This is a genomic window from Methylobacterium platani (assembly GCF_001653715.1).
In the GTDB taxonomy this organism is placed as follows: Bacteria; Pseudomonadota; Alphaproteobacteria; order Rhizobiales; family Beijerinckiaceae; genus Methylobacterium; species Methylobacterium platani.
The window spans coordinates 20,784-34,764 of record NZ_LWHQ01000069.1 but is presented as its reverse complement, the minus strand read 5'-3'; the positions used below and the strand labels follow the sequence as shown (position 1 = coordinate 34,764).

At 70.5% G+C, this 13,981-nt stretch carries 15 protein-coding genes; 9 read left to right on the top strand and 6 right to left on the bottom strand.

Features of this window, described 5'->3' with window-relative positions:
• Window positions 1-25: 25 nt before the first annotated feature.
• Complete coding sequence (locus A5481_RS27655; RefSeq protein ID WP_048431890.1) at window positions 26-1,261, top strand: ABC transporter substrate-binding protein; 1,236 nt, start codon at window positions 26-28, stop codon at window positions 1,259-1,261.
• Window positions 1,262-1,502: 241 nt separating this feature from the next.
• Here A5481_RS27655 and phbB read toward each other — a convergent pair whose 3' ends face one another.
• On the bottom strand, window positions 1,503-2,231 hold the full coding sequence (gene phbB, locus A5481_RS27650) for an acetoacetyl-CoA reductase (protein WP_048431891.1): 729 nt from the start codon (window positions 2,229-2,231) through the stop codon (window positions 1,503-1,505).
• Between the two features lie 219 nt (window positions 2,232-2,450).
• The gene (locus A5481_RS27645; RefSeq protein WP_048431892.1) at window positions 2,451-3,632 is read right to left on the bottom strand and encodes an acetyl-CoA C-acetyltransferase; all 1,182 of its coding nucleotides are present in this window, start codon (window positions 3,630-3,632) and stop codon (window positions 2,451-2,453) included.
• Between the two features lie 289 nt (window positions 3,633-3,921).
• On the opposite strand from A5481_RS27645, the gene phaR reads away from it, so the two are divergent.
• Window positions 3,922-4,521, top strand: a complete 600-nt coding sequence (gene phaR, locus A5481_RS27640; protein ID WP_048431893.1) for a polyhydroxyalkanoate synthesis repressor PhaR — start codon at window positions 3,922-3,924, stop codon at window positions 4,519-4,521.
• Window positions 4,522-4,603: 82 nt separating this feature from the next.
• A complete protein-coding gene (locus tag A5481_RS27635) occupies window positions 4,604-4,822 on the top strand; it encodes a hypothetical protein (RefSeq protein ID WP_048431894.1) in 219 nt (72 codons plus the stop codon).
• A 25-nt stretch (window positions 4,823-4,847) separates the two neighbouring features.
• Here the strand turns inward: A5481_RS27635 and A5481_RS27630 are convergent, their stop codons facing one another.
• A complete protein-coding gene (locus tag A5481_RS27630) occupies window positions 4,848-5,711 on the bottom strand; it encodes a LysR family transcriptional regulator (RefSeq protein WP_053082211.1) in 864 nt (287 codons plus the stop codon).
• A 73-nt stretch (window positions 5,712-5,784) separates the two neighbouring features.
• On the opposite strand from A5481_RS27630, the gene A5481_RS27625 reads away from it, so the two are divergent.
• The gene (locus A5481_RS27625; protein WP_048431896.1) at window positions 5,785-7,014 is read left to right on the top strand and encodes a YbfB/YjiJ family MFS transporter; all 1,230 of its coding nucleotides are present in this window, start codon (window positions 5,785-5,787) and stop codon (window positions 7,012-7,014) included.
• Between the two features lie 99 nt (window positions 7,015-7,113).
• Here the strand turns inward: A5481_RS27625 and rpmF are convergent, their stop codons facing one another.
• Entirely contained in the window at window positions 7,114-7,299 is a 186-nt protein-coding gene (gene rpmF / locus A5481_RS27620) for a 50S ribosomal protein L32 (RefSeq protein ID WP_048425702.1), read from the bottom strand.
• A 274-nt stretch (window positions 7,300-7,573) separates the two neighbouring features.
• On the opposite strand from rpmF, the gene A5481_RS27615 reads away from it, so the two are divergent.
• The 4 genes from A5481_RS27615 to A5481_RS27600 all read left to right on the top strand — a co-directional run bounded on the left by A5481_RS27615 (window position 7,574) and on the right by A5481_RS27600 (window position 10,365).
• A complete protein-coding gene (locus A5481_RS27615) occupies window positions 7,574-7,984 on the top strand; it encodes a ComEA family DNA-binding protein (protein ID WP_082172915.1) in 411 nt (136 codons plus the stop codon).
• A gap of 78 nt (window positions 7,985-8,062) precedes the next feature.
• Window positions 8,063-8,677, top strand: coding sequence for a ribonuclease D (locus tag A5481_RS27610; protein WP_048431897.1), 615 nt, complete (start codon window positions 8,063-8,065; stop codon window positions 8,675-8,677).
• A 147-nt stretch (window positions 8,678-8,824) separates the two neighbouring features.
• Window positions 8,825-9,544: an LPS export ABC transporter periplasmic protein LptC gene (gene lptC / locus A5481_RS27605; protein ID WP_245298670.1), complete on the top strand. Its 720-nt coding sequence runs from the start codon at window positions 8,825-8,827 to the stop codon at window positions 9,542-9,544.
• Between the two features lie 2 nt (window positions 9,545-9,546).
• Entirely contained in the window at window positions 9,547-10,365 is an 819-nt protein-coding gene (locus A5481_RS27600; RefSeq protein WP_048431899.1) for an LptA/OstA family protein, read from the top strand.
• Window positions 10,366-10,430: 65 nt separating this feature from the next.
• Here A5481_RS27600 and A5481_RS34275 read toward each other — a convergent pair whose 3' ends face one another.
• Both A5481_RS34275 and A5481_RS27595 read right to left on the bottom strand, forming a co-directional pair.
• Complete coding sequence (locus A5481_RS34275) at window positions 10,431-10,646, bottom strand: hypothetical protein (protein WP_156311690.1); 216 nt, start codon at window positions 10,644-10,646, stop codon at window positions 10,431-10,433.
• Window positions 10,647-10,914: 268 nt separating this feature from the next.
• On the bottom strand, window positions 10,915-13,254 hold the full coding sequence (locus A5481_RS27595) for an NADP-dependent malic enzyme (RefSeq protein ID WP_048431907.1): 2,340 nt from the start codon (window positions 13,252-13,254) through the stop codon (window positions 10,915-10,917).
• Between the two features lie 84 nt (window positions 13,255-13,338).
• Here A5481_RS27595 and A5481_RS27590 point away from each other — a divergent pair, with 84 nt between their 5' ends.
• A complete protein-coding gene (locus tag A5481_RS27590) occupies window positions 13,339-13,950 on the top strand; it encodes a CatB-related O-acetyltransferase (protein WP_048431908.1) in 612 nt (203 codons plus the stop codon).
• Window positions 13,951-13,981: the final 31 nt, after the last annotated feature.

The following is a 13,981-nucleotide window of genomic DNA, read 5'->3' as shown; positions in this document are numbered from 1 at the left end:
GCAACGTCGGCCGGGGAGGAACACCATGACACGCTTGAGCCGGGCGCTTGCCCACACCACCGCGCTCGCCGCGGGTCTCGTCCTCGCGGTCGCGGCGCAGGCCCAGACCGCCGCGCCGAAGGGCGCCTCCGACGGCGTGGTGAAGATCGGCATCCTCAACGACCAGTCCGGCGTCTACGCCGATTTCGGCGGCCGCGGCTCGGTCGAGGCGGCGAAGATGGCGGTCGAGGATTTCGGGGGCAAGGTCCTCGACGTCCCGGTGCAGATCGTCGACGCCGACCACCAGAACAAGCCGGACGTCGCCTCGAACATCGCCCGGCAATGGTACGACACCGACAAGGTGGACGCGATCATGGAGCTGACCACCTCCTCGGTGGCGCTCGCCGTGCAGGGCCTGTCGAAGGAGAAGCGCAAGATCACCATCGTGGACGGGGCCGCGACCTCGGACCTCACCGGCAAGCAATGCACGCCGTACGGCTTCCACTGGGCCTACGACACCCACGCGCTGGCAGTGGGCACCGGCGGCTCGCTGGTCGAGACCGGCGGCGACACCTGGTTCTTCCTCACCGCCGACTACGCCTTCGGCACCGCGCTCCAGGCCGACGTCACCCAGTATGTGACCCAGAAGGGCGGCAAGGTGGTGGGCGCGGTGCGCCACCCGTTGAGCGCCCAGGACTTCTCGTCCTTCCTGCTGCAGGCGCAAGGGTCGGGCGCCAAGATCATCGGGCTCGCCAATGCCGGGCTCGATACCTCGAACGCGATCAAGCAGGCGGCGGAATTCGGCATCGTCCAGGGCGGCCAGCGCCTCGCGGCCCTGCTCTTCACCCTCTCCGAGGTGCACGGCCTCGGCCTCAAGGCGGCCCAGGGCATCGTCCTGACGGAGGGCTATTACTGGGACCTCGACGACCAGGCCCGGGGCTTCGCCAAGCGGTTCATGGCCAAGACCGGCAAGATGCCGAACATGATCCAGGCCGGCACCTACTCGTCGGTGCTGCACTACCTCAAGGCCGTGAAGGCCGCCGGTACCGACGACACCGACGCGGTGGCGGCCAAGATGCGCGAGCTGAAGGTCGACGACTTCTTCGGCCGCGGCGGCACGGTGCAGGCCAATGGCCGCATGGTCCACGACATGTACCTGTTCCAGGTCAAGACGCCGGCCGAGTCGAAGGCGCCGTGGGACTACTACAAGCTGCTGGCGACGATTCCCGGCGACAAGGCGTTCCTGTCCGCCAAGGCGAGCGGGTGCCCGCTGACGCAGTGAGGTGTCGGACGGGAGACGTCGTCCTGCTCCCACCACGAAGCCGACATTCTCGGTGTCATCCCGGGGCCGCGAAGCGGAACCCGGGATGCAGAACCGCTGACGCCGCCGGATGAAGCGGAACGCCGACCGCCTCGTGTGGCGTTGTCAGCGGATATGGATCCCGGTTTCTCGGCGGCGCCGAACCCCGGGATGACGTCGGGTGTCGGAAGCGGGGGCGCCGCCCGGCGTCCCCGATCCCCGATCAGGCGAAGTACTGGCCGCCGTTGATCGTCAGGGTCGAGCCGGTGATGAAGCCCGCCTGCTCGCCGGCCAGGAACTCGACCGCGCGGGCGATCTCCTCGGCCTCGCCGAGACGGCCGACCGGGATGTGCGGCAGGATCTTGGCCTTCAGCACCTCCTCGGGGATCGCCTTCACCATCTCGGTGCCGATGTAGCCCGGCGCGATCACGTTGACGGTGATGCCCTTGTTGGCGTTCTCCTGGGCCAGGGCCTTGGCGAAGCCGATCACGCCGGCCTTGGCGGCGGAGTAGTTGGTCTGGCCCATCTGGCCCTTCTGGCCGTTGATGGACGAGATCAGGATGATGCGGCCGAACCCGCGCGAGCGCATGCCGTCGATCAGCGGACGGGTGCAGGTGAACATCGAGTCGAGGTTGGTGCGGATCACCGCCTGCCACTGCTCGAAGGTCATCTTGTGGAACATGCCGTCGCGGGTGATGCCGGCATTGTTGACCAGGATGTCGATTGGGCCGAGCTCTCCTTCCGCCGCGCGGATGCCGGCCTCGCAGGCGGCGGCGTCGCCGACGTCGAACTTGAAGACCGGGATGCCGGTCTCGGCCTTGAAGCCCTGCGCGGCCTCGTCGTTGCCGCCGTAATTGGCCGCCACCTTGTAGCCGGCCGCCTTCAGACCCTTCGAGATCGCAGCGCCGATGCCGCGCGTGCCCCCGGTGACCAGTGCGACGCGTTCTGCCATGTGCCCTCTCCTCACAAGCGTTCGAGCGATATCCATCCCTCGGCGCACTTCCCTCGATACGTTACGGAAAGCGGCCGTTCCACAATGAAGGCGGGTGCTGTCCCGCTTCTTAAAGTACTAACTGGGATCAGGCGGCCGGGCTCCCGGCCGCCTCCGTCCCGGAGATGAAATATCAGCGCCCGGCGCGACTTGGCGCCCCGGGCAACCGAGCTTGCGGCCTCAGCGCTCGAGGCACATGGCGACGCCCATGCCGCCGCCGATGCAGAGCGTGGCGAGGCCCTTCTTGGCGTCGCGGCGCTGCATCTCGTGCAGCAGGGTGACGAGGACGCGGGCGCCCGACGCGCCGATCGGGTGGCCGATGGCGATGGCGCCGCCGTTCACGTTGACCTTGGAATCGTCGAAGCCCAGGTCCTTGTTGACCGCGAGGGCCTGCGCCGCGAAGGCCTCGTTGGCCTCGATCAGGTCGAGGTCGGAGGCCTTCCAGCCGGCCTTCTCGAGGGCCTTGCGCGAGGCCGGGATCGGGCCGGTGCCCATGATCTTCGGGTCGACGCCGGCGGTGGCCCAGGAGGCGATGCGGGCGAGCGGCTTGAGGCCGCGCTTCTCGGCTTCCGCCGCCGACATCAGCACCAGGGCGGCGGCGCCGTCGTTGATGCCCGACGCATTGCCGGCGGTGACGGTGCCCTCCTTCGAGAAGGCGGGCTTGAGCTTGGCCATGCCCTCGGGGGTCGCGCCCTCGCGGATGTACTCGTCGGTGTCGACGACCACGTCGCCCTTGCGGCCGGGCACCGTGACCGGGGCGATCTCATCCTTGAAGCGGCCGTCCTTCTTGGCGGCCTCGGCCTTGTTCTGCGAGCGGGCCGCGAAGGCGTCCTGCTCCTCGCGCGTCAGCTGCCACTGCTGGGCGATGTTCTCGGCGGTGTTGCCCATGTGGTAGCCGTTGAAGGCGTCCATCAGGCCGTCCTTCAGCATCGTGTCGACGAGCTTGAGGTCGCCCATCTTCTGGCCGCCGCGCAGGTACTGGGCGTGGGGGGCCATCGACATCGATTCCTGGCCGCCGGCCACGATGATGTCGGCGTCGCCGTTGGCGATCTGCTGCATGCCGACCGCGACGGTGCGCAGCCCCGAGCCGCAGAGCTGGTTGAGGCCCCAGGCGGTCTTCTCCTGCGGGATGCCGGCGGCCATGGCGGCCTGGCGGGCCGGGTTCTGGCCCTCGCCCGCGGCCAGCACCTGGCCGAAGATCACCTCGTCGACCTCCTCGGGGGAGACCTTGGCGCGCTCGAGCGCCGCCTTGATGGCGACCGCGCCGAGCTTGTGGGCCGGCACGGTGGCGAAGGCCCCGTTGAACGAGCCCACCGGGGTGCGGGCGGCCCCCACGATGACGATATCTGCCTTCTCGGCCATGCGCCTCTCCTCTTGCATCCTCACCCAGCGTCGCGGGCCGCCGGCCGGCTTCCTGCCGGCGCTCCCGCGCGCTTTGGCCTGGATGAAAGCGTTGCCCTCCACGAAGTCAAGGCGCGCCCGGCCGGTTCTCGCGCTGGCAGCGCGGCCAGTTTGCGTGGACGGCAGTCAGATTGCTGTTTTCGCCGGCACACGAAGGCCTTAAGGTCGGATCATGAGAACCGGTGAAAATTCGGCTCGCCCGGCGCCGTCCCATTCCCGCCGGGTTCGCCAACAGGGAGACAGCGTACCGATGGCGGACAGCGGCAAGTCGACACCCACCGTCATCAAGAAGTACGCCAACCGGCGTCTCTACCACACGGGCACCTCGACCTACGTCACCCTCGAGGACCTGGCCGCCATGGTGCAGGCCGGCGAGGATTTCGTGGTCTACGACGCCAAGTCGGGCGAGGACATCACCCGCTCGGTGCTGACCCAGATCATCTTCGAGCAGGAGAACAAGGCCGGGGCCGAGAACCTGCTACCGGTGGCCTTCCTGCGCCAGCTGATCCGCTTCTACGGCGACAGCATGCGGGCGATGGTGCCGAGCTTCCTCGAGCATTCCATGCACCACCTCGCCCGCGAGCAGGACGGCCTGCGGGAGAAGATGTCCCAGACCTTCGGCCCCACCGCCTTCCAGCACGCGATGGAGGAGCAGGTGCGCGCCAACATGAGCTTCTTCAACGAGGCCATGCGGATGTTCACGCCGTTCGGCCCCGGCGGCCAGCCCGGCGCCGACGACAAGCCGGCCGAGGCGCCGGCGGCCGCGCCCGCCCCGAAGGGCGAGCTCGACGACCTCAAGCGCCAGATGGCCGAGATGCAGAACCGCCTCGAGGCCCTGGCCAAGAAGTAGCCGCGTCGGGACGAAGGACGCGGCGGGAACACGGCAGGCGGCTTGCGGCGTTGATGCGTCGTCGCTTCGCGGAGCCCCCGCCATGTCCCACCCCGACACGCCCGTCCCAGGCCCGGACACGACCGGCCGGGCCCTCGTCCCGACCGAGGCCGCGTCCCCCGCCCAGGCGGTGCCGGCCCGGCCGCTGGCGACCTTCCTGGTGCATCTGATCGACGGGCCGGGCGGCACCCTGCGGCCGTCGCGGCTCGACCGCTCGCGGGTGGCCTCGCAGCGTTACGCGGCCGCCGGGGAAGGCGGCTGAACCCGGCATTCGGCGGCCCGATCGTTCAGGCGCCCGCGCCAGGCTCCCCTTCCGCCGGCGGCAGCAGCGCCATCAGGGCGCGCAGCGGCGGGCTGGCCGCGTCCGGCCAGACGAGGTGCGTGCGGTTGCGCCGCAGATGGGCCGGCAGGGTGTGGCGCGCGACCGTCCTGCCGAGCACCGCGTGATCGAGCACCTCGGCCGGAACCAGGGCCGCGCCGGTGCCGGCGGCCACGCAGGCCACGATGGCGTGGTACGAGCTCATCTCCAGGATCCGCTCGGGCGACCGGCCCTCCTCGGCGAGCCACGCGAACAGGCGCTGGCGGTAGGAGCAGCCGTGCGGAAACGCCACCACGGTCCGGGTCCGCGCGGATTCCGCGGCGCCCAGGGCGGTGATCAGCACCAGCTCCTCGTCGAAGGCCGGCACCGACGACAGCGCGCCGCGCTCGAACGGCTCGGACACGAAGGCGGCCTCGACCTCGTGGCGCTCGAGCTGGCGCAGCATCGCCCGGGTCGTGCCGGTCTGCAGCTCGATCGTGACGTCGGGATAGCGCGCGTGGAACGCCGACAGGATCGGCGGCAGCCGGGCCCCGGCAGCGCTCTCCAGCGAGCCGAGACGCAGGGTGCCGCGCACGCCGCCGCCCCGCAGCTCCCGCTCGGCGAGATCCGCCAGGTGCAGCAGCTTATCGGCATGTCCCAGCAGGGTGCGGCCGGCCTCCGTGAGGGTGAGCGAGCGCCCCTCGCGGCGGAACAGGGCGATCCCCAGGCGCTCCTCGAACTGCTTGATCCGGGTCGTGACGTTGGACGGCACCCGGTTGAGGCGCTCCGCGGCCCGCGTCACCCCGCCCTCGCGCACCACGCTGCGGAAGATGTGCAGGTCGTCGAGATCCATCGTTCTCATGGCAAGAACGATACGTCTCGGAAATTCATTTTCCAAGATGAATGTACGGGTGTTGGATGCGGCAATGAGCACGATCTCGCCTCCCCTCGCCCGCTCCGCCGCGCCTCCGGCGGCCTCACCGCCGACGACCTGGCCGATCGTCGCCGCCGGGATCCTCGCCCTCGCCGTCGCCATGGGCGTCGGCCGGTTCGCCTTCACGCCGCTGCTGCCGCTGATGGTGCGCGACGGCAGCCTGAGCGCGGCGGCCGGCGCGGAATGGGCGGCGGCGAACTATGCCGGCTATCTCGCCGGCGCCCTGACCGCGGCGCGGTTCTCCGGCCGTCCCGGCCGCGGGCTGATCCTGAGCCTCGGCGGCGTGGCGCTGACGACCCTCGCGATGGCCGCGGCGGGCGACCCCGCCCCGGCGATCCTGGGGCCGACCTTGCGGGCGGCGGCGGGCGTCTTCAGCGCCTGGGCGCTCGTCTGCGCCAGCGGCTGGTGCCTCGCCGAGCTCGCCCGGCGGCACGCGCCCCGGCGGGGCGCCTGGATCTATACCGGGGTGGGCCTCGGCATCGCCCTCGCGGGCGCGCTCGCCTGGCTCGGCGGGGGCCAGCCGGCGGCGCGTCTGTGGCTCGAGCTCGGCCTGCTGGCGGCCGTGGGCGCCGGGCTCGTCGCGGGCCTCGTGCGCCGGCAGGGCACGATCCCGCCCGAGCCATCGGAGCGCGAGGGCGCCGCCGTGGCGCGCGGGCCGGCCGGCGGCGAGGCGGGACCGATCCTGTGCTACGGCGCCTTCGGCTTCGGCTACATCGTGCCGGCGACGTTCCTGCCGGCGATGGCGCGGGAACTGACGCCCGATCCGCTGGTCTTCGGCCTCGCCTGGCCGCTCTTCGGCCTCGCCGCCCTGGCGTCGGTCGCGGTCGCGGCGCGCCGCCTCGCGGGGGTGCCGCGGCGGCGGCTGTGGGCGGCGGCACAGGGGATCATGGCGCTCGGTACCGCCCTGCCGCTCGCGATCCACGCCCTGTGGGCGGTGGCGGCCTCGGCGGTGCTCGTCGGCGGCACCTTCATGATCGCCACGATGGCGGGGCTGCAATGGGCGCGCGAGGCGCGCCCCGACGATCCGACGCCGCTGCTCGCCCGGATGACCGCCGCCTTCGCGGCCGGGCAGATCGCCGGCCCGCTCCTGGTGCGGGCCCTCGGGCATGCCGGCGTCGGATCCGGCGGCGGCGACGGGCTGGGCCCGACCGGCGCCGTCGCGGCGCTGACACTGGCACTCACCGCCCTGTGGCTGTGGCGGGCCGGGAAGCGCCCGTTCTGAGCCCGCAAAGTTCTGAGCCCGCAAACGAGAACGGCGCCCGCGAGGGGCGCCGTCATCCCGTGCCGGTCATCGGCGGCGCGGGAGCGCCGCCACGCCGGGTCACGCGTCGGACTTGACCTTCAGGACCTGGCGACCGCGATACATGCCGGTCTTCAGGTCGATGTGGTGCGGGCGACGCAGCTCGCCGGAATCCTTGTCCTCGACGTAGGTCGGGGCCTTGAGGGCGTCGGCGGAGCGGCGCATGCCGCGCCGCGACGGAGAGGTCTTTCGCTTCGGAACGGCCATTGGAACTACTTCCCGTGCAACAAAACAGGCGCGTAGAGGCCCCCGGGCGGAGCCGCCGCGCGCGTCGCGATCCTGATCGGAGCGGGGTCTATAGAGGAGACGCGCCGCCCTGGCTAGGGGACCGGCCCAGAAAACCGCGCACCCCGGAAAACCGCTGGCCTGCGTCATACACGTATTAAGCTGCCGTTCAACGGCGAAGGCCGCATGATGGGGCCAGCCGCTCCGGACAGCCCAGATCCGGGACCCCGAGGGCGGCACGATCGGAGCTTTCCCGATGACGCGCTTTCCCCGCCTGACCCGCGCCCTGGCGCTGACCGCCCTGCTGGCCGCGGGCCCCGCCCTGATCCAGGCGCCGGCCCTGGCCCAGACCCCGGCGACCTCGACCCCGGCGACCCGGCCCGCTCCCACGGCCCCGGCGCCGACGGCGCCCACCGCCCCGAGGGCGCCCGAGGCGCCCAAGGCCGCCGCCCCGGCCACCCAGGCGGCCAAGCCCGCCCTCCTCGACCTCAACAGCGCCTCGAAGCAGGAGCTCGAGACCCTGAAGGGTATCGGCGCGGCGCGCTCCGAGGCGATCATCAAGGGCCGGCCCTATCGCGGCAAGGACGAGCTCCTGTCGAAGAAGATCGTCCCGTCGAACGTCTACGAGGACATCAAGGACAAGGTCATCGCCCGCCAGAAGAGCTGAGCGCCCGCGATCCTTGCCGGCTTCCGGGAGGGGTGGTAGGCGCCGGGGCAGACACGCGCTTCCCCGGACACCCCGCCCATGCCCCACCGCCTGCACCGCGGCGACCTGCCCGACGATTACGTGCCGGGCCCGGCCATCGCGATCGACACCGAGACCCTCGGCCTCCAGCCCCATCGCGACCGGCTCTGCGTGGTGCAGATCTCCCGCGGCGACGGCGAGGCCGACCTGGTGCAGATCCCGAAGGCCGGCCCCGAGCCGGTGGTGCTCAAGCGCGTGCTCGCCGATCCCGCCGTCACCAAGATCTTCCACTACGCCCGCTTCGACCTCGCGGTGCTCTACCATCGCCTCGGCGTGATGCCGGGCCCGGTCTACTGCACCAAGATCGCCTCGCGGCTCGCCCGCACCTACACCGACCGGCATGGCCTGAAGGACCTGGTGCGCGAGCTCGTCGGCGTCGACCTGTCGAAGCAGCAGCAATCCTCGGATTGGGGCGCCGAGACCCTGACCCAGGCGCAGGTCGACTACGCGGCGTCCGACGTGCTGCACCTGCACGCCCTGCGCGAGCGGCTCGACCTGATGCTCGCCCGCGAGGACCGGACCGCGATGGCCCAGGCCTGCTTCGACTTCCTGCCGACCCGCTCCCGCCTCGACCTGCTCGAATGGGACGAAACCGACATCTTCGCGCATAGCTGAGGCGCGAGACGCAAGCCTGGCGGTTCTGTTAACCTCGCGGCCATAACTTCGACACCGCGCCGGGGCACGGGGGCTCAACGTCCCGCGCGTCCCGCGCCGGATGTCGGCACGATGCAGGCGGCCAGGACTTTGCAGCACGCTTCCCCCTTGCAGCACGCTTCCCCGCTCGACGCGCTCCCCTCCCAGGGCCTCGATCCCCGGCGCCTGCGCGCCCATGCGAGGGCGCGCCGGCACAGCGCCCAGGTGCGCTGGCTGCGCCGCGCGATCCCCCTCGGGGCGGGTGCGGCAGGGCTCGCGATCGTGGTCGGCACCTGGCTCAACCCCTTCGCCGATCTCGGCGTCTCGGTCAGCCTCGGCTCGATCGGCGTCTCGGGCTCGAAGGTGACGATGGAGAGCCCGCGGCTCTCAGGGTATCGCTCGAAGGACAACCGCCCTTACGTCGTCACGGCGAAGGCCGCGCTGCAGGACGTGAGGAAGCCCTTCGTCATCGAGCTGCAGAGCATGCTCGGGCGCCTCACCACCGACGAATCGGGGAGCCTCGCCCATATCGAGGCGACGGCCGGGGTCTTCGACACCCAGAAGGAGGCGCTGGACCTGAGCCAGCACATCCGCCTCTGGACCGACAAGGGCCAGGAGGCGCGGCTGACCTCGGCCCATGTCGACTTCAAGGCCGGCACGATGCACTCGCGCGAGGCGGTCACCGTCACGATGCCGACCGGCTCGATCAAGGCCGACGGCCTCGACGTGACCGAGAACGGCAAGACCATCTCGTTCGTCGGCAACGTCAAGGCGGTCTTCAGCAATCACGCGCCTACGGACGAGGATCCGCACCTGCGGACCACCGAGGCCCAGATCAAGGACGATTGAGCGTGCGTCCCCGTCTCCCGGCCCTCGCGGCGCTCGGCTGCCTCACCGTCGCGGCCCTCGCCCTCCCCTCCGCCCCGCGGGCCGAGACCCCGGCTGCGCCCGCCGCCAAGAAGAAGGAAGCGGGCTCCGGCTTCGGCGCCTTCGGCAGCGGCGGCGGCAAGGAGCCGATCAAGATCGACGCCGACCGCCTCGACGTGTTCGACCGCGAGAACAAGGCGATCTTTGCCGGCAACGTCGTGGCGGTGCAGGGCGAGAGCACGATCCGCTGCTCCAGCATGACCGTGCACTACCAGCGCAAGGAGAAGGAGCCGAAGGGCAAGGCGGCCGAGGCGAAGCCTGAGGCGAAGCCCGACGCGAAGGCCTCCATCGCCCAGCCGGCGGAGGCCAAGCCCGTCGACGGCAAGCCCGTCGAGAAGGCCGTGAAGGTCGAGGCCAAGCCCGAGCCCAAGGTGGAGAAAGCCGAAAAGTCCGCCGACCCGACCGACGGCAGCGCGATCCGCCAGGTGGTCTGCGCCGGCCCGGTCACGGTGGTGTCGAAGGACCAGGTGGCGAGCGGCGACAACGCGGTGTTCGACCGGGTGGCCAACCGCGTCGTGCTGACCGGCAACGTGGTCCTGAGCCAGTGCCAGAACGTCACCCGCGGCTCGCGCCTCGTCTACGACATGAATACCGGCCGGGCGAACATGGACCCGGTCGCGGGTGGGCGTGTCTCGGCGATGTTCGTGCCGGGCGGCAAGGATGATGGTGCCAAGGGCAAGCAGGCGGGGTGTGCGCAGCCGCCGGGGCAGGCGGGGAAGGCGGCGCCGAAGCCGCGGGGGTAGGCGAGGAGGTGAGGACGACTGGCTCGAATCAGGAATGACTGCTGATGGTGGATTGCGGACCTTGGCTAGGGCTGCTCGTCGTCTACGATCTGACGAAGAAAATCGATGGCACGCCTGCGGCCGTCTTCGGTTTGGATGGCCAAATAAAGTCGAATACATTCATGCACATCAAACAATCCGTCAATTTTATCGCCGCCTAAAAATAGTTGATCGATAGGCAGGCCGAGCGTCTGAGCGATTGCGCTTAACCTGCTGCTCTTATAATCAAGATCTTTGCTCATGATTTGAGCATTTTGATACTGCTGACCTATCTGGCTTTAACGTGCGTTAAATTCCGTGATACTTTTTAACGGTTAAAATCAGAGCTGTACCGGCAGGGCGGCGGTCCCTGGGCGGCAGGCGCTGCAACAGCCGAAGCCATGCGGCGGCTCGAACGGACCCATCGAATGTCCGGGAAGGGTCGGGGGCAGACTCACACGGTCAAGATGATGATGCCCCGACGGAATATAACGGCCCGGCGATCACTGCGCCGGGCCGCCCCAATTCCGCCTACGCCGAAACCAACGGCGTCCCCACCTCCGCGGTGCTATCCGCCTCGACCGTCACGCCCTCGCTCCCCTGCGCCTCGACCACGGCCGCCGCCGTGATGTTGACGATGCCCCGCGCCGTCACCGACGGCGTGAGGATGTGCGCAGGCTGCGCCGGCCCGAGCAGCAGCGGTCCCACCGGCAGCGCGTCGGCCAGCGTCTTCGAGAACTGGAAAGCGATGTTGGCCGCATCCAGGTTCGGCATGATCAGCACGTTGGCCTCGCCCTTGAGGCGCGAGCCGGGCAGCACCTTGTCGCGGATTGCCTGCGACAGGGCGGTGTCGGCGGCCATCTCGCCGTCGACCTCGAGGTCGGGGGCACGCTCGCGCAGCAGCGCCAGGGCCTGGCGCATCTTGCGGGCGGACGCCGTGTCGAACGAGCCGAAATCGGCGTGGCTGACGAGCGCGATCTTCGGCGACAGGCCGAAGCGACGGGCGGTGTCGCCGCAGGCGATGGCGACGTCGGCGATCTCCTCGGCGCTCGGATCGGGCCGCACGTGGGTGTCGGCCAGGAAGTAGGCGCCCTTCGAGGTGACGATGAGGCTGAGCGCCGCGAAGTCGCGGGCGCCGGGCGCGAGCCCGATGATGTCGCGGATCACCCGCAGCTTGCTCTCGAAGCGCCCTTCGAGGCCGCAGATCAGCGCGTCGGCCTCGCCGCGGCGGACGGCGAGCGCACCGATCACCGCGTTGTTGGTGCGCACGAGCGTGCGGGCGGCGTCGGGCGTGATGCCGCGGCGGCCGGCGAGGTCCATGTAGGTCTGGACGTAGGTGCGGTAGCGCGGATCGTCGTCGGGGTTGATCAGCTCGAAGTCGCGGCCGGGCTGGATCGCGAGGCCGAAGCGCTTCAGGCGGGTCTCGATGACCGACGGGCGGCCGATCAGGATGGGCTTGGCCAGCCCCTCCTCGACGATCGCCTGCACGGCGCGCAGCACCCGCTCGTCCTCGCCCTCGGCGTAGACGACCCGGCGGGGATCCTCCTTCGCCTTGGTGAAGACCGGCTTCATGATGAAGCCGGAGCGGTGGACGAACCGGTCGAGGGACTCGGCATAGGCCTGCACGTCCGGCAGCGGCCGCTTGGCGACGCCGGATTCCATCGCGGCCTTGGCGACGGCCGGCGCGATGCGCAGGATGAGCCGCGGGTCGAACGGGGACGGGATCAGCGAGTGCGGGCCGAAGGGCCGCGCCTCGCCGCCATAGGCGCGGGCGACGACGTCGGACGGGGTCTCGCGGGCGAGCCCGGCGATCGCCTTGACGGCCGCCGCCTTCATCTCCTCGTTGATCGTGGTCGCGCCGACGTCGAGCGCGCCCCGGAAGATGTAGGGGAAGCACAGGACGTTGTTGACCTGGTTCGGGAAGTCCGACCGCCCGGTACAGATCATCGCATCCGGCCGCTTCTCCTCGGCGAGGTTCGGCATGATCTCCGGATAGGGGTTGGCGAGCGCCATGATCAGCGGCTTCTCGGCCATCCGCTCGAGCATCTCGGGTTTCAGGACGCCGCCGGCCGAGAGGCCGAGGAAGACGTCGGCGCCGGGGATCACCTCGGCGAGGGTGCGAGCCTGGGTGTCCTGGGCGTAGACCGACTTCCAGCGGTCCATGAGCGTCTCACGGCCCTTGTAGACCACGCCCTCGATGTCGGTGACGAAGATGTTCTCGCGCCGCGCGCCGAGCGACACGAGCTGGTTGAGGCAGGCGAGCGCGGCGGCGCCGGCGCCCGACGTCACGATCTTGACGTCAGAGATCCGCTTGCCGGCGAATTCGAGGCCGTTGAGGACGGCGGCCGCGACGATGATCGCGGTGCCGTGCTGGTCGTCGTGGAAGACCGGGATGTTCATCCGGGCCCGGCAGCGCTCCTCGACCTCGAAGCATTCCGGCGCCTTGATGTCCTCGAGGTTGATGCCGCCGAAGGTCGGCTCGAGCGCTGCCACCACGTCGACGAGCTTGTCGACGTTCTTCTCGGCGAGCTCAATGTCGAAGACGTCGATGCCGGCGAACTTCTTGAACAGGACCGCCTTGCCCTCCATCACGGGCTTGGAGGCGAGCGGCCCGATGTCGCCGAGGCCGAGCACCGCGGTGCCGTTCGAGACCACCGCGACGAGGTTCTGGCGCGCCGTCAGGCTCGCGGCCTCCTCCGGGTCGGCGACGATCGCCTCGCAGGCGGCGGCCACGCCGGGCGAGTAGGCGAGCGCGAGGTCGCGCTGGTTGCCGAGCGGCTTCGTCGGCTGGATCTCCAGCTTCCCGGGCCGCGGATTGCGGTGGTAGAACAGCGCGCCGCTCTTCAGATCGTCCGAAATGTTGCTGCTCACCGCGCTGTCTCCCCGGATCGCCCGCAAGGTCGGGCCCGCCATCCCGCCCGCCCATCACGAGGATGCCCGCGGGTGAGGGGTTTCCTGCACCGCCTGCGGCAGGGGCGCAACCCTCACAACGAGACCCGCCGGCATCTCGCCAAGCTTGCGGCCCGTTACGGCTTCCGGATCGGACATTACTCCTACGGCAGGCCGAAGGTCCGCTTCCCGGAATCCGGCGCTCGGCTGTCGATCGGCCCCTATTGTTCGATCGCCGACAAGGTCGAGATCCTGCTGGGCGGCAATCACCGCATCGACTGGGTGTCGACCTACCCGTTCGCCGCGATGAGGGGCCTGTGGCCGGACCTCGACGCGCCGGAGGATTATCACGCGACCCGCGGCGACGTGGCGATCGGCGCCGACGTCTGGCTCGGCTCGGGCTGCCTGATCCTGTCGGGAGTCACGGTCGGCCCCGGGGCCGTGGTCGCGGCGCACGCGGTCGTGACCCGGGACGTGCCGCCTTACGCCGTCGTCGCCGGCAACCCGGCCCGGGTGATCCGGCATCGCTTCCCGCCCGAGATCGCCGCGGCGCTCGTCGAGACCGCCTGGTGGGACCTGCCGCCGGAGCGGGTGCGGGCCCTGGTGCCGCTGCTCCAGGGCGGCGACGCCGAGGCGCTGGTGCGGACCCTGCGCGGGGAGAGCGGGCGCGGGCCATGATCCGGCCCCGCGACCCCGGCGGCGCATTTTC

What these genes read in the sequence shown, in the direction of transcription:
- A5481_RS27625 (WP_048431896.1), top strand. Translation starts at nt 5,785, where the DNA reads ATGAGCACGATCTCGCCTCCCCTCGCCCGCTCCGCCGCGCCTCCGGCG.
- rpmF (WP_048425702.1), bottom strand. Translation starts at nt 7,299, where the DNA reads ATGGCCGTTCCGAAGCGAAAGACCTCTCCGTCGCGGCGCGGCATGCGC.
- A5481_RS27630 (WP_053082211.1), bottom strand. Translation starts at nt 5,711, where the DNA reads ATGGATCTCGACGACCTGCACATCTTCCGCAGCGTGGTGCGCGAGGGC.
- A5481_RS27645 (WP_048431892.1), bottom strand. Translation starts at nt 3,632, where the DNA reads ATGGCCGAGAAGGCAGATATCGTCATCGTGGGGGCCGCCCGCACCCCG.
- A5481_RS27615 (WP_082172915.1), top strand. Translation starts at nt 7,574, where the DNA reads ATGACGCGCTTTCCCCGCCTGACCCGCGCCCTGGCGCTGACCGCCCTG.
- A5481_RS27635 (WP_048431894.1), top strand. Translation starts at nt 4,604, where the DNA reads ATGTCCCACCCCGACACGCCCGTCCCAGGCCCGGACACGACCGGCCGG.
- A5481_RS27610 (WP_048431897.1), top strand. Translation starts at nt 8,063, where the DNA reads ATGCCCCACCGCCTGCACCGCGGCGACCTGCCCGACGATTACGTGCCG.
- phbB (WP_048431891.1), bottom strand. Translation starts at nt 2,231, where the DNA reads ATGGCAGAACGCGTCGCACTGGTCACCGGGGGCACGCGCGGCATCGGC.
- phaR (WP_048431893.1), top strand. Translation starts at nt 3,922, where the DNA reads ATGGCGGACAGCGGCAAGTCGACACCCACCGTCATCAAGAAGTACGCC.
- A5481_RS27655 (WP_048431890.1), top strand. Translation starts at nt 26, where the DNA reads ATGACACGCTTGAGCCGGGCGCTTGCCCACACCACCGCGCTCGCCGCG.
- A5481_RS34275 (WP_156311690.1), bottom strand. Translation starts at nt 10,646, where the DNA reads ATGAGCAAAGATCTTGATTATAAGAGCAGCAGGTTAAGCGCAATCGCT.